Here is a 13,657-nt window from a genome sequence, read left to right as displayed (position 1 = left end):
AGGCCTTCAGCTGTCAATGGCCAGGTGAACCTCCTGGTCGCCGCGCAGGACCCGCAGCACAGCGAGCTGAGCTTCTCCTGGGAGGCGAACGTCGGCAGCGTGAGTGTCGTGGAGACGACCCCCAACACGAGTGAGGTCCTCTTCGAAAGCCGCGATTGTATGCCTCATGCCCTCACCGCCACCGTCACGGCGACGGCGACCAATGCCTACGACCTCTCGACCACCGTGCGGCTCCCGCTGGGCGTTCGGGAGTGCGGGAATTCGATTTTCACCGCCACGCCAGCCGTCAGCCGTGTTGACCACACAGCCACGCTGCTGGACTCCGGCCAGGTGCTGGTGGTGGGCGGCTTCAGTGCTCTCGCGGAGCTCTACGAGCCGGGGACGGCCACCTGGTCCGCCGTCGGCAGCCTCGCCACGGCGCGCTCCTCGGCGACGGCCACGCGACTGCCTTCGGGCAAGGTGCTGGTGACGGGCGGCGCTCATGGCAGCCTCGGCAGCCTCGCCAGCGCGGAGGTGTATGACCCGGAGACGCGCGAGTGGAGCGCCACCGGCAGCCTCGCCACGGCGCGCACCCGGCACACGGCCACCCTGCTTCCCTCGGGCAAGGTGCTGGTGGTGGGCGGCTCCGATGATGCGTCAGCTGGCACGGCGGAGGTCTACGACCCGGAGCCGGGCACCTGGACTCCCACCGGCAACCTCGCCATGGGCCGCCAGGGCCACACCGCCACGCTGTTGAGCTCGGGCAAGGTGCTGGTGGCGGGCGGCCTGGGCGGTGCGGAGTATCTCCAGACGGCGGAGCTGTACGACCCGGAGACCGGCACCTGGAGTTCGACCGGCAGCCTCGCCACGGCGCGCACCCAGCACGTGGCCGTGCTGCTGCCGTCGGGCAAGGTGCTGGTGGCGGGAGGCCACAGGGCCTTCGGTCTGAGCTCGGCGGAGGTGTATGACCCGGAGGCAGGCACCTGGGCCGACACCGGCCAGCTCTCCCGGGGGCGTTATGACGTGCCGGCCACGCTGCTGCCTTCGGGCAAGGTGCTCGTCGCGAGCGGCAGTGTGTTCGAGCCGGACGATGGCCAGCCCTGGACCACCTATCAGTCGGAGGTCTACGACCCGGTGTCGGGCGCCTGGAACAGCACCGGCAACTCCGACCGGGGGCGCGCACGCCACACCGCCACGCTGTTGCCTTCGGGCAAGGTGCTCCTGGTCGGCGGTACAACATGGGAGGTCGACGGTAGCGATACACCGGCGCCGGCGGAGCTGTTCAGTCCCTGAGGTGTCTGCAAAGGGTGATGGGAACCTTCGTGTACAGACAAATCCTGTGCGTTGGCGCGTTGGTATTCTTTGTCGCGGGTTGCGGCGAGCGGTGCAAGGGCGACCCGGCGCAGTGTGAGCCAGACGGAGGCGCTCTGGATGCGGGCGGGCCGCAGCCGCCCGTCTTCACCCGGGTGCCCAGGCCTTCAACTGTCGGGACGGGCACCCAGGTGAACCTCCTGGTCGCCGCGAGGGACCCACAGCACAGCGAGCTGAGCTTCTCCTGGGAGTCGAATGTCGGCAGCGTGAGCGTCGTGGAGACGACCCCCATCACGAGTGAGGTCCTCTTCGAGGTCATCGGCTGTGTGCCGCATGCCCTCACCGCCACCGCCACCGTCACCGCCACCAATGCTCTTGGCCTCTCGGCCTCCGTGGCGCTCCCGGTAGGCGCTCCGGATTGCTCGACGTGGGTTCCCACCGCCAGCCTGCGCCTCAGCCGTGCTGACCACACGGCCACGCTGCTGGACTCCGGCCAGGTGCTGGTGGTGGGCGGCTTCAGTGCTCTCGCGGAGCTCTACAATCCGGAGACCGCCACCTGGACCTCCGTCGGCACCATGGCGGCGGAGCGCTCCTCGGCGACGGCCACGCGACTGCCTTCAGGCAAGGTGCTGGTGGCGGGCGGCGCTCACGCCACCGTCGGTAGCCTCGCCAGCGCGGAGGTGTATGACCCGGAGACGCGCGAGTGGAGCGCCACCGGGAGCCTCACCACGGCGCGCACCCGGCACACGGCCACCCTGCTGCCCTCGGGCAAGGTGCTGGTGGTGGGTGGCTACACGGGCCGCGACCAGGGGCCGGTGGCGAGCGCGGAGCTGTACGACCCGGGGCCAGGCACCTGGACCTCCACTGGCACCCTTGCCATGGGCCGCCAGGGCCACACCGCCACGCTGTTGCCCTCGGGCAAGGTGCTGGTGGCGGGCGGCCGGGGAGCTGAATGGTTTCTCCAGACGGCGGAGGTGTACGACCCGGAGACCGGCACCTGGGCTTCGACCGGCACGCTTGTCCACGAACGCGGAGATCACTCGGCCATGCTGCTGCCGTCGGGCACGGTGCTGGTGGCGGGCGGTCGTGGTGGCTTGAGCCTGGATTCGGCGGAGCTGTATGACCCGGAGACAGGCACCTGGGCCGACACCGGCCAGCTCTCGCAGAAGCGTCACTTCCAGCCGGCCGTGCTGCTGCCGTCGGGCAAGGTGCTCATCGCGGGAGGTGGGGTGACCCATGGGGAAGCGCCTTCACCCATGCCCACCGCCGCGTCGGAGGTCTACGACCCGGTGTCGGCCTCCTGGAACCGCACCGGCTCCCTCTCCATCCCGCGCATGAGCCACACCGCCACGATGTTGCCCTCGGGCAAGGTGCTCGTGGTCGGCGGGCGACCCTTCCATTCATCCGCGGAGCTGTTCACGCCCTGAGGACTCGACCGGGGGGGCATCACCGCGGAGCAGCACGAGGCCTCCACCCGGGGTGCGTACGGCCTCGGGAGGCTGTCCTCGCCACCCGGAGCGAGACGGGCGACCTGTCGGTGCCGTGGGCCTGGGCGGAAGAAGAAATGATGTTTCAGGTGTTTCAGCCCTTTCGGCCAGGCCGTGTCTCGATTTATCCCGGCGGGCATGCACAGCTCCGACCCGTCGTCTCCCGTCCCCCTTGCTGCTGGCGCCCGTTCCACGCCCTTCCGCCTCCTGGTGGCCTTCGCCCTGGCGGCGGTGAGCATGGGGACGGTGGCCTGTGGCAGCGAAGAGCCTTCCCCTCCACCCGCACGCGACGCCGGCCAGGTGCGTCCGGACGCGGGAGGCACGCCTGACGGTGGCGGCGATTCGGACGGTGGCACCGAGCCTGACGGTGGCACCGAGCCCACCCCGGATGCCGGCGAGCCGCCGCCCTCCGTCTTCACGTTGGGCGCGCCCTCCGAGTACACGATTTCCTTCAACCCGACCTCCGCCACGGGGTTTGGCGCCCATGTGTCGCGCCAGCCGGCGTTCACCGGGGACGTCTCCCTCTCGGTGGAGGACATCCCCGCTCACGTGACGACCCGGGATGCGCTGCCCCTGGTCATTCCCGGAACGGAGAGCTCAGCGTCACTCACCTTCATCCCGGATGAGTTCGCCACCTACGGCCGCTTCCCCGTCAAGCTGGTGGGGGTTGGCGGGGGAGAGCGCGTCGAGCACACGGTGACCCTGGACATCCAGCACGGGCAGGCCGCGCTGGACAGCTCCTTCGGCACCCTCGGCGTCGTGGCTCCCGCGCTCGGTCACCCGGAGGTGAGCATCAACGCCATGGCCGTGCAGCAGGACGGCAAGTGGATTCTCGTGGGCTCCACCGGCACCACCGGACAGAGGGATGTGCTGGTGGCGCGCCTGCTCGCGGATGGAACGCCAGACACCTCCTTCGGCACGCAGGGCGTTGTCGTCAGCGACATCTGCGACTCGGACGACTACGTGGATGCCGTCACGGTGCTGTCGGACGGGCGCATCCTCGTCGCGGGAGGCGCCATCTCCGGCACGAACACCTGCTCGGGCCCGCAGAGGCAGAGCGCGCTCTTCGCCCGCTACACCGCGTCCGGCGCTCCGGACACCACCTTCGGCGGCACCGGCGTGCGCACCTTCCAGATGACCACGGGCATCGCCACCCTGCACGCGGTCGCCGTGGATTCGAGCGGGAACATCGTGGGCGCGGGCACGGCGGACAACACCGACCTGGACCTGCTCGTGATGCGCCTCACGCCGACTGGCGTCGCGGACACCACCTTCAGCAGTGATGGCGTGGCCTGGGCGGACGAGGGTGGGGACGAAGACGGACTGGGAGTCGTCATCCTCGCGGATGGCAAGGTCGTGGTGATGGGGACCTCGACGGATAGCAGCAACACCCTGGCGCTGGTGCGCTTCAACGCCAGCGGTACCCGGGACTCGAGCTTCTCCTTCTTCTCGTCCTACCTCTCGCCCGACATCAAGCCCCGGACGCTGCACCTGCTGCCCAACGGAAAGCTGCTCGTGGGAGGCCGGGCGGACTTCTCCAATGGAAACATGATGGCCGCCCTGGTGCGGGTGACCTCGAAAGGAGACGAGGACACGACCTTCAATCAGTCTGGCTATCGCTACGTGAATGCGGGGTTCACCGGGGTGAAGGACTCGGCGGTGGGCACCGCGGTGCTGCCGGGCGGGGAGCTGGTCCTCGCCACCCGGAGCTGGAATGGCGAGGGCGCTTCCGGACTCGGCGTCATCCACGTGTCGGCGGATGGAGCGAGTGTCCTTCGCTCGCACCGGACCGACCTGCCCGGAGAGGAGACGCCCACCACCGCGGCGCTGGATGCGGAGGGCTTCCTGCGGGTGGCGGGCGAGCGGACCGTCTCGGGGCAGTCCGGGTCCGCTCCCTTCGTGACGCGCTTCTGGCCGTACTGAGAACACGGTGCGCCGGTGCCCCTTCGCCTCGAATCCCGGCGGAGGGGCGTCTGGAGCGGGACCTCACAGGTGCCTGGCGGTGCACCGCTCCCTGGCGGATGAATCGCCTGACGCTTCACGCGAGCGCGGGAGTCCACTCGGTGACCTTGACCTTCAGCGAGGATACCGCTGCGATTTCACCGAGGATCTTCCTGAGGACTCCGGCGTCGCCACCTCCGAACTCGAAGGACCGCACCCTGTCGAGTCCATGCCTCGGCATTCCCTTGCAGGTCATGACCGCATCGGCTCGTTCATACAGTCCGCAGTAGGGGCCAGTGGAGACCGGCTGCTTGAAGCCAAGGCTGCTCATCACCGGCTCGACGAGGGAGAGGATGTCTGGAGGGTCACCACTGAAAGTACCACCGCACTGCTGTGGCATCTTGTCCAGCCGGAACCTGGATAGCGCGCCCCACGCCAGCATCTCGCGCAAGGTCTCGAACCTTTCGTAGAGGTCAGTCTCGTCGGCTCCTTCCTCCTTCGCCGCCACCAGCGCATCGCCGCGTGCCGGCGCGTCGAGGTCGTAGAACAGCGAAGTGGGCATCATCTCTTTTGAGTCGTGCGCGATCAGCAGCAGCCCTGGATGAGGCTCGACCCATTCCTCGGCGTAACGCTCAAGCACACGCTGCGCCGAGAAGTCGAGAGTCGGATAGGCCAGATGCCCCATGCTCAGCCCCATGCGGCTCAGGAACCAACGATAGAAGGAAGGCAGGGGGCGGCCCGCAATCTGCTCGATTCGTGCGATCGCATCGGGCGTGACGCCCTTCCACTGCTCAGCGAGTCCAGGCACGACCCTTAGCAGCAGTTCTTCCATCGCGGCCTCTACGCCTTGCTCTTCTTGTGCTGGCATTTCTTCTCCCCTTCCTTGCCTTTGGCGCAGAGCATCAAAGGCAGAATGATGTTGCAGGACCCGCACGGAGGGACGCTCTCTCCGTGGCCAAAGGACTTGGTGATTGGCGCCTCCCGGTCACTCCGGAGGTGCTCGACCAGTCCTTCAGTCCGCCCCTTGCCGCTGTGGAACCACCGCTCGGTGATGCCACTGAGCAGGGCTCCATCATCCAGTGCTCAGTTCCAGATCCACACCCGGAGAGGGCAGTTTTGCTGTCGCTCTACAGGCCACACGGTGGTTGACAGCCAAGGGCCTCCGCCTGGGTCATGCAGCTCAGCGCGTGTTGAACCGCGAACCCCCGACTGTTCCCGTGTAGTCCTCCGTCGCAGGCAGATAGAGACCTTCGAGCCCCAGGCCTTCGAGGTGCCGTTTCACGGGCTCGGAGATCACGATGAGCGTGGACTGCTCATACAGGCGGAAGAAGTTGAGACCGTGCGTCGCCTTTTCATCGACGACGAACTGTTTCAACGTGCCACCTCGCCCAGAGGGCCGTGGAATATAGGTGCTCTTGTCGAGGTCAACGCACCGGATGCGCCCGAGCACGTTCGCGAGCCAGTAGACTTCCTTCATCAGGCCACTGGTTGGGTGGCGCAGGCGGCACTCGTAATAGTCGATGTTGTCCACCCCGGCTCCGGCCAGCGCATCCTTGAGCCGGCTGGAGAAGACAGGGAAGAAGGAAAGGATGATGTCGGTGAGGAAGGTGCCGCTGGCAGGGGAGAGCTCGAGCGTGACAGGAGTCGGGATGTCAGGGAGCTTCTTGCCCTGAATCCACTCGACCGGATCCATGTCGGGGGGGACTGCTCCCAGTGCAAGGGTTCCACGGATGTAGACATCTTGCTGCAGCAGGTAGTGATTCACCAAAGCGTCCTCACCGGCCGGGGCGACATGCGACACGTGGATTCATCGAGTCAGCCGAGCTTGACCTTCTTCTTCGGCTGCACGCTTGACTGGGCCTCATCGAACTCCGTGCCTGCATAGCGGAATGCGCGATCGGACACGAAGTAGGGGGCGCTATACCAGGGCATGGGCGTAGCGAAATGCTGGAGCTTCTCTTTGATGACGTCGCTGAGCGCGTTCAGGTCCTTGATGAGCCCCTTGTGGTTCTCCTCGTCGCCGCATGGCGGCGTATCGAGCCAATTCTGGAGGAGGGCAAGCAACTGGTTGATCACCTCGGTGTCATAGGACGCGAGGTGGGGTTGCTCCTGATCATCAGCTTCCGCATCGTCATGCCAGTTGTCAGGGATCGCGACCTCGAAGGCGTGGTGCCCGACATGCCATTGGGCGCCGGTCTGCTTCATGACGTTGTTCGCAACCCGCTGCTTTTCCTTGTCGTCGAGGTCCGCATACTTCTTGCCCTTGTAGGGATTCCAGATCGTTGGCAGGCCGATCCCATTGGCCGGTGCGTTGATGTCGTAACCGACCATGCTCGCCATGCGGACGAGTCGTCGGACCCGCTCATAGCACTGCTTGGCTGAGATGAGATGGTGCTGCGCCGTCGTATGACTGCCTGCGGCGCCACCCGGAACGACGTTGCACCTGAGATTCCTGGGCTTGCTCTTGACCTGGGGGTCGGGCTCCGCCGCTTTGTCGTCGAAGGCGTGCGCCTTCTTGTAACAGAAGGGGCACTTGTCGTCGTTGGCGGCATCTTCTGCGTTGATGTCTGCGAGTTCACCGATTTCAGGCATGGCGCCCTACGAACAGCGGGTGGGGGTGTTCCTGCGGTGAAATGTGTCTCTGTCACTTCATGTCTTGTCGAGGCTTGCATGGCGGTGGAACCCTTGTCCACTTCGCGCCGGAGACGCTACACTTGGCTTCTGCGTCGCCGGGGCTGACAGCGCTCTGGGACTCGGGCTTGATGGCGGCTTCATCCATGGAGAGGCAATGAGCCGCTATTCGCTCGAGCAGTTCGTGCAGGACACCGCGCAGAAGGACCAGAACCAGGGCGTCTTCGAGCTGGAGAGCCGGTACATGCTCGAGGTCAACCTGCGCGGGCGGGTGTGGACCAAGACGGGGTCCATGGTGGCCTACCAGGGTGGCGTGAAGTTCCGGCGCGAGGGCGCCTTCGAGCACGGCTTCTGGCGCTGGTTCAAGCGCTCCTTCACCGGCGAGGGGACGAACCTCACCAAGGCGGAGGGCGTGGGGCGCGTGTACCTGGCGGACTCCGGCAAGGTGATTTCCATCCTCGGCCTGCAGGGCGAGGCCGTATGCGTCAACGGCAACGACCTGCTCGCCTTCGAGGACAGCATCGCCTGGGACATCCGGATGATGCGCCGCATGGGCGCGATGATGGCCGGGGGCCTGTTCAACGTGCGCCTGGAAGGGCAGGGGATGGTGGCCGTCACCAGCCACGGCCAGCCGCTCACCCTGCGCGTGAGGCCGGGCAAGCCCGTGGTGACGGACCCCAATGCCACCGTGGCCTGGTCCGGCCATCTGGAGCCACAGCTGAAGACAGACATCCAGCTGAGGACCCTGGTGGGCCGTGGCAGTGGCGAGGCCTTCCAGCTGCACTTCGAAGGAGAGGGCTTCGTCGTGGTCCAGCCCTACGAGGAGCAGGGTCCGCAGGCTCACGGGCGGCGCTGACGCGGCGCTGCGGGCGCTCGCCCGGATGCCTGGCAGCGCCGGGCAGTCCTCGTTACATGAAGCCCGCTGAGCGGGAGCACGCCCTGGCGCCTGGCGCACGGCTGCCCGCCCGCCTTGCACCCGGGGAGGATGCTCCAGCCGGGAGCGCCCGCTGCCACCACTTTCAAGGGGCAGGTCCGGGCACGCGCGGTGCGCGCGTCGGAAGGAGCGTGGATGCGCGTACACGACCGTGACGTGGAGATCGGTGTCGCCGGGCGCTTGCTCGAAGGCCAGCTCTCGGTGCCCGAGCGGGCCTCGGGCCTCGTGGTGCTCGCCACGGATGGTGCCGGACAGGACGGCCGCCGAAGCGTGCACGTTGCCCGCGTCCTCCATGCCGCGGGGGTGGCCACGCTGAAGCTGGGGCTCCGCACGGCCGAGGAGGAGATGGCCCAGGAGTGGACGCTGCGCGAGGGCTCCAACGTGGAGCTCGTCGCCCACCGCCTGGAGGTCGCCCGCGACTGGCTCCAGCGCGATGACGCCCTGTCGCTGCTGCCGGTGGGCTACCTCGGCGCGGGCCTGGGGGCCGCGGCGGTGCTCGTGGCCGCCGCGCACCAGCCTTACGGTGTCCAGGCCATCGTCACCTTCGGAGGCCGACCCGACATGGCCGGCGAGTTCCTTCACGAGCTGCGCGCTCCCACGCTGCTGCTCGCCCCGGCGGAGGACGCGGACCGGGTGGCGCTCAACCGCCGCGTGTTCGACGCGCTGAAGACGCGCAAGGCCCTGCAGCTCATCGAGGGCGCCAGCCGGGGCTTCCCCGAGGATGGCCCCCTTGCCGCCGCCGCGCGCCTGGCCTCGGCCTGGTTCTCCGACTGCTTCCGGGCCGCCGCCGGCCCCGGAGTCCTGGAATGGACGGGTGAGCCCTCCGCCCCATGAGTCCGCTGCGGCGCCAGCTCCAGTCCTTCCTCCACGTCGAGCCCGTGAGGCCCGCGATAGGGGCCGGACTTCGCGCCGCGCTCGCCGTCGGAGTCCCCATGGCGGCGGCCGCCGCGCTGCACCTGCCGGCGGCCACCTGGGTGGGCCTGGCGGGGCTCTTCGTCACCCTCGTCGACCGTGGCGGGCCCTACCGGGACAGGGCCCTCGCGATGGGGGCCACGACGCTGCTCGGTGCGGTGGTGGGGCTCATCTCCGCCACCCACCTGCCGGCCTGGGCCGCCGTCGCGCTGACGCTGTGCTGGGTGACGGCCTGTGGCTTCGCCCGCTCCTACGGTGACACGCCCGGCTTCATGGCCGTGGTGCTCGCCAACTACTTCGTGGTGTCGCTCTCGCTCCCCGCGCAGGACTTCACCGGAGCCCTGGTGCGGTCGGGCCTCTTCGTGGTGGGCGGCGCCTGGGCGATGCTGCTCGCGCTGCTGTTGTGGCCCCTGCGTCCCTACCGTCCCGCGCGCCTGTCCATCGCCCGCTGCTACGACGTGCTGTCGGAGCGCGCGGACGAGGTCGGGCGCTGGCCCCTCGAAGGCCCGGCGAGCTCCGCGTTCACGGTGCCGGCGGTGCCCTGGGAGCCGCGCATCCGTCAGGCCCTGGAGACCGCCAGCTCCGTCCTCGCCTCCACCCGGAGGAGCCGGGTCGGGGAGAGCGGGCGTGGCGAGCATCTCATCGTGCTGCGCGAAGGCGCCGACGCGCTGGTGCCCCTGCTCGTCGCGCTGACGGAGACGCTGGAGATGGCGCCCCGCGAGCCCCGCTACCTGGCCCTCCGCGCCGAGGTGCAGCGCGCCTTGTCGGAGCTGGCCGCCGATACGCGCAGCATCGCCCTGGCCCTGGAGAAAGGCGAGGTCGTGCAGGCGCGACAGGTCTGTGGTCCCGAGCGGGTGCGCCACGCCCTGGAGATGCTCGAGGCCGAGGCGCCCCTGCCCGAGCCGGCACGCGTCGCATATGCCCACGCGCATGCGCTGCTGGGCCGGCTGCATGAGTACACCCAGGTGCTCCTCGACGTGGCCGCGCGGCTGGAGGAGGGGACGCCGGTGCCGGAGGCGCTCCCGCTGGCGCCCCGCTCCGAGGATGCTCCCTCTCGCTCGCTCCTGGAGCCGCTGCGAGAGAACCTCGACTCCAGGTCGGTCATCTTCCGTCACGCGCTGCGGCTGGGCGTCTCCGCGGCGCTGGCCACCGCGCTCGTGCGTGGGCTCGGGCTGGACCACGGTTACTGGGTCATCATCACCGTCATCATCGTCCTCCAGCCGTACTCGGGGCTCACGTTGCAGCGGAGCCTGCAGCGCGTGGCGGGCACCCTCCTGGGCGCGGCCCTGGCGGCGGGGCTCGTCGTGCTGGTGCGAGACCCCGTCGTCATCCTGGTGGCCATCATGGTGCTGTTCGCCGTCGCCATGAGCGTGCAGCCCATCAGCCTGCCCGCGTTCCAGGTGCTGCTCACCCCGGCGCTGGTGCTGCTCGCCGAGCTCCAGACGGGCGACTGGGACCTGGCCGGGGTGCGCATCGTCAACACGCTGCTGGGGGGCGCGCTCGCGCTCGTGGGGGCGAGGCTGCTGTGGCCCAGTCCGGAGCACCTGCGCTTCCCGGAGGAGGTGGCCAGCGCCCTTCGCGCGGACCGCGACTACCTGCGCCAGGTGGTCGCCTCACGCTCCGATGCCGAGCCCGCCGTGCGCGACGCCCGGCGGCGCATGGGCCTGGCTCTGCACTCCGCTGAGGCTTCGTTTCAGCGGATGCTCTCCGAGTGGCGCGGGCCCGCACAGCAGCTCGAGCCCGTCATGGCCCTGCTCACCTATGCGCGGCGACTGACGTCGGCGGTGACGGCGCTGTCCTCCAGCCGGCGCGGGCCCGGCGCTCCGGACCTGGAGCCCGTGGCGCGCTACACCGCCCGCGTGCTGGACGAGCTGGCCACGGCGGTGGAGCAGCGGCGCGTCCCAGCCCCACTACCCCCGGAGGCACCCCCCGTGGACACGGACGCGCTGTCCCGCACCCAGGTGGAGCGGGTCGTGCGCCAGCTCTCCGTGCTGCACCGCGCGGCGGAGCGGCTGCCGTCCACGCTGCTCGCGTGAGCGGGTGCGTGGCTGCCCTCCGCACACCAGATGTGAGTCACCGCCAGCGGTGCGTGGCTGCCCTCCGCACGCCCGACGTGGTTCACCGCCCACGCTGCGCGCGTGAGCGGTTCGCGGCCACTCGCGCTCAGGTGCGGTCGATGCGCGCGACCAGCCGGCGCAGGTCCTCATTCACAGTGACGAACTGGGTCATGCCCTGCTCCTCCTGGAGCTGCTTGCGCAGCGCGGGCAGCGACGCCTCGCGCACCTTCTTGGCCGCGTCCGGCGAGCCCTCCAGCAGCCAGCCCAGCCCGAGGATGACGGCCAGGCGCGACTCGGTGTTGCGCTCGCCCACCCGCGCGGCCAGCGCCGCCGCGTGCTCGGCCGAGCCGGAGCGCCCCACCTCCAGCGCCGCCCGCTCCAGCATCAACGGGTCCGCCTTCTCCATGCGCTGCACCCAGCAGCCCGCGTTGCCCGTGCACGCCTGCGCCGCCTCCAGCAGCTTCAGGTTCTTCGCCAGCTGGTCCGCCCGCTTCTTGCCCAGCCCCGCCGCGTCGTCGCAGCCCTCCTCGCCCGTCTTCTTGCAGTCGGCCGCGGTGCGCGCCGGCTCGGCGGCGATGAGCTTCTGCAGCATCGGCAGCTCGCGCGCGTCACCCAGCATGGCCAGGCCCCGCACCGCGATTTCCCGCGAGTCGAAGTCGCCCGTGCCCGCCGCCTTCTCCAGCGCCGGCAGCGCGTCCCGCCCGCCCAGCCGCGACAGGGCTTGCACGTAGGCGTCGCGCACCGTGGGGTCCGTCTCCGACACCAGGGCCGCCAGCGGCTTCACCGCCTCCGGCGCCCGGATGCGCGCCAGCGCGTCCGCCGCCTGCATCCGCACCAGCGCCTGAATCTGCGCGTCCGAGTGCGTGAAGGACAGCTGCTTCAGCAGCGCCCCCACCGCGCGCTTCTCGCGCAGGTCTCCCAGCACCGTCGCGGCCTTCATCGCGTAGCTGGCCGGGTTGACGCCGTTGGACTGGGCCCACTTCAGCAGCTCCGCGTCGCGGCCCTCCAGCGCGGGGAGCAGCGCGTCCGCCGCGGGCTGGCCCAACTGGAACAGCGCGTAGGAGCTCTCCACGTAGAAGGACTTGCCCTTGCGCTCCTTCGTCAGCATCCGGATGAGGGCGGGCGCCGCGCGCGGGTCGCCGATGTTGCCCAGCGCTTCAATGGCCTTCTTGTTGAGGAAGGGCTCCACGCTCTCGTCCGTGGCCAGCGCGATGAGCGGCTCCACCGCCTCCTGCGCCTTCATCGCGCCCAGCACCTGGACGGCTTCGATGCGCGTGTAGTTGTCCTTCGCGCGGAGCAGGGGCACCAGCGCCGGTACCGCGCGCGTGTCGCCGATGGCGCCCAGCGTCGTCACCATCGCCTTGTTGGCGAGCTGCGCGGACATGTCCCCGGCGGCGGGGTCCAGCGCCGCCTTCAGCGGCTCCACCGAGGAGGCGTGCTTCACGTCTCCCAGCGCCCGGGCCAGCGCGGCCCGCACCTCCGGCTTCTTCTCGGAGGAGAGCTGCTGGTGCAGCATGGGGAGGAAGGACTCGTTCAGCTTCCCCGAGGAGCGCAGCGCCTCCACCATGCGGACCCGGTCCTCCGGGCGTCGCGACTGCTGGATGTTCGCCTCCCAGTACTCCGGACTTGCCGGGTCCCCCTTACAACCTGCCAGCGTGAGGAACGAGAGCGCGACACACAACGCGGCGAGAGAGCGGGCCATGCGGTCTCCTTTGTGTCTGCGGGTTTGCCTTGTCTTCCGAGTAAACCTCTTGTGACGAAGGAAGCAAACCACCCAGGTCTCCTGGGGTACGCTGGTCAACGACATGTCCGACGACATCCAGAAGGCGTCGCGCCCCACCTACGCCCGCCGGCAGTACATCCTCGACCGGGAGTTCCAGCTCAAATACATCCTGCTGCTCTCCGGCATTGGCGCGGGCAGCATCCTCGTGTTCGGGCTCTTGGCGCACCGCGTCCACGTGTCGGCGGTGGCCTCGGGCATGGACGGTGGAGAGACGCTGCTGTGGCTGACGGGCCTGGGGACGGTGGGCACGGCCGTGGCGCTGGGGCTGTTCGGGCTGCTCTTCACTCACCGGGTGGCCGGCCCCGTCCATGTGATGAGCCTCTACGTGGCGGCGCTGGCGGCCGGGCGCTACCCCCGGATGAGGCCCCTGCGCAAAGGGGATGAGCTGAAGCGCTTCTTCGAGCGCTTCAGCGAGGCCTTCGACCGCATCCGCCAGCGCGAGGCCGAGGAGGCCCACGCGCTGGAGTCCGCCCTGGCGGCGCTCAAGGGCGTGGCCACCACCGCGGAGGCCCGTGAGGCGCTGGACACCCTGTCCGCGCTGCATACCCGCAAGCGTCAGGCAGTGGACAATCCCACTGGCGGAACCTTCAAGTCCGTGGCCTGAGTCGCCCGGAGCAGGAGA

At 69.2% G+C, this 13,657-nt stretch carries 11 protein-coding genes; 7 read left to right on the top strand and 4 right to left on the bottom strand.

The annotated features are described in order from the left end of the window. Nucleotides 1-24 precede the first annotated feature (24 nt). The 3 genes from G4D85_RS02505 (at nucleotide 25) to G4D85_RS02495 (ending at nucleotide 4,700) form a co-directional block, all read left to right on the top strand. Nucleotides 25-1,272, top strand: a complete 1,248-nt coding sequence (locus G4D85_RS02505) for a Kelch repeat-containing protein (protein WP_164007488.1) — start codon at nucleotides 25-27, stop codon at nucleotides 1,270-1,272. Nucleotides 1,273-1,481: 209 nt separating this feature from the next. Continuing rightward, a complete protein-coding gene (locus G4D85_RS02500) occupies nucleotides 1,482-2,717 on the top strand; it encodes a Kelch repeat-containing protein (protein ID WP_164007486.1) in 1,236 nt (411 codons plus the stop codon). Nucleotides 2,718-2,915: 198 nt separating this feature from the next. Further along, nucleotides 2,916-4,700, top strand: coding sequence for a hypothetical protein (locus tag G4D85_RS02495; RefSeq protein ID WP_164007483.1), 1,785 nt, complete (start codon nucleotides 2,916-2,918; stop codon nucleotides 4,698-4,700). A 115-nt stretch (nucleotides 4,701-4,815) separates the two neighbouring features. Here the strand turns inward: G4D85_RS02495 and G4D85_RS48760 are convergent, their stop codons facing one another. The 3 genes from G4D85_RS48760 to G4D85_RS02480 form a co-directional block, all read right to left on the bottom strand. Further along, on the bottom strand, nucleotides 4,816-5,550 hold the full coding sequence (locus G4D85_RS48760) for an SMI1/KNR4 family protein (RefSeq protein ID WP_205525388.1): 735 nt from the start codon (nucleotides 5,548-5,550) through the stop codon (nucleotides 4,816-4,818). 348 nt (nucleotides 5,551-5,898) lie between these two features. Beyond that, entirely contained in the window at nucleotides 5,899-6,483 is a 585-nt protein-coding gene (locus G4D85_RS02485; protein ID WP_164007481.1) for an imm11 family protein, read from the bottom strand. 50 nt (nucleotides 6,484-6,533) lie between these two features. Next, complete coding sequence (locus G4D85_RS02480) at nucleotides 6,534-7,310, bottom strand: AHH domain-containing protein (protein WP_164007479.1); 777 nt, start codon at nucleotides 7,308-7,310, stop codon at nucleotides 6,534-6,536. 196 nt (nucleotides 7,311-7,506) lie between these two features. Between G4D85_RS02480 and G4D85_RS02475 the strand changes: the two genes are divergently transcribed. From G4D85_RS02475 to G4D85_RS02465, 3 genes are all read left to right on the top strand, one after another. After that, nucleotides 7,507-8,205, top strand: coding sequence for an AIM24 family protein (locus G4D85_RS02475; RefSeq protein ID WP_164007477.1), 699 nt, complete (start codon nucleotides 7,507-7,509; stop codon nucleotides 8,203-8,205). Nucleotides 8,206-8,418: 213 nt separating this feature from the next. Next, nucleotides 8,419-9,117: a dienelactone hydrolase family protein gene (locus G4D85_RS02470; protein WP_164007475.1), complete on the top strand. Its 699-nt coding sequence runs from the start codon at nucleotides 8,419-8,421 to the stop codon at nucleotides 9,115-9,117. After that, nucleotides 9,114-11,231 carry an FUSC family protein gene (locus G4D85_RS02465; protein ID WP_164007474.1) on the top strand — a complete coding sequence of 706 codons (2,118 nt, stop codon included), beginning with the start codon at nucleotides 9,114-9,116 and terminating at the stop codon, nucleotides 11,229-11,231. The genes G4D85_RS02470 and G4D85_RS02465 overlap by 4 nt, the downstream gene beginning before the upstream one ends. 127 nt (nucleotides 11,232-11,358) lie before the next feature. On the opposite strand, the gene G4D85_RS02460 is transcribed toward G4D85_RS02465, so the two are convergent. Further along, complete coding sequence (locus tag G4D85_RS02460; RefSeq protein WP_164007473.1) at nucleotides 11,359-12,954, bottom strand: HEAT repeat domain-containing protein; 1,596 nt, start codon at nucleotides 12,952-12,954, stop codon at nucleotides 11,359-11,361. A gap of 103 nt (nucleotides 12,955-13,057) precedes the next feature. Between G4D85_RS02460 and G4D85_RS02455 the strand changes: the two genes are divergently transcribed. After that, the gene (locus G4D85_RS02455; protein ID WP_164007471.1) at nucleotides 13,058-13,639 is read left to right on the top strand and encodes a signal protein; all 582 of its coding nucleotides are present in this window, start codon (nucleotides 13,058-13,060) and stop codon (nucleotides 13,637-13,639) included. The last annotated feature ends 18 nt before the right edge of the window (nucleotides 13,640-13,657 follow it).

This window comes from Pyxidicoccus trucidator, from assembly GCF_010894435.1.
Classification (GTDB): domain Bacteria; phylum Myxococcota; class Myxococcia; order Myxococcales; family Myxococcaceae; genus Myxococcus; species Myxococcus trucidator.
This window is presented reverse-complemented; position numbering and strand designations above follow the sequence as displayed.

Coding starts and splice junctions, on each gene's coding strand:
- G4D85_RS02495 (WP_164007483.1), top strand. CDS start 2,916: ATGCACAGCTCCGACCCGTCGTCTCCCGTCCCCCTTGCTGCTGGCGCC.
- G4D85_RS48760 (WP_205525388.1), bottom strand. CDS start 5,550: ATGGAAGAACTGCTGCTAAGGGTCGTGCCTGGACTCGCTGAGCAGTGG.
- G4D85_RS02480 (WP_164007479.1), bottom strand. CDS start 7,310: ATGCCTGAAATCGGTGAACTCGCAGACATCAACGCAGAAGATGCCGCC.
- G4D85_RS02475 (WP_164007477.1), top strand. CDS start 7,507: ATGAGCCGCTATTCGCTCGAGCAGTTCGTGCAGGACACCGCGCAGAAG.
- G4D85_RS02470 (WP_164007475.1), top strand. CDS start 8,419: ATGCGCGTACACGACCGTGACGTGGAGATCGGTGTCGCCGGGCGCTTG.
- G4D85_RS02465 (WP_164007474.1), top strand. CDS start 9,114: ATGAGTCCGCTGCGGCGCCAGCTCCAGTCCTTCCTCCACGTCGAGCCC.
- G4D85_RS02460 (WP_164007473.1), bottom strand. CDS start 12,954: ATGGCCCGCTCTCTCGCCGCGTTGTGTGTCGCGCTCTCGTTCCTCACG.
- G4D85_RS02455 (WP_164007471.1), top strand. CDS start 13,058: ATGTCCGACGACATCCAGAAGGCGTCGCGCCCCACCTACGCCCGCCGG.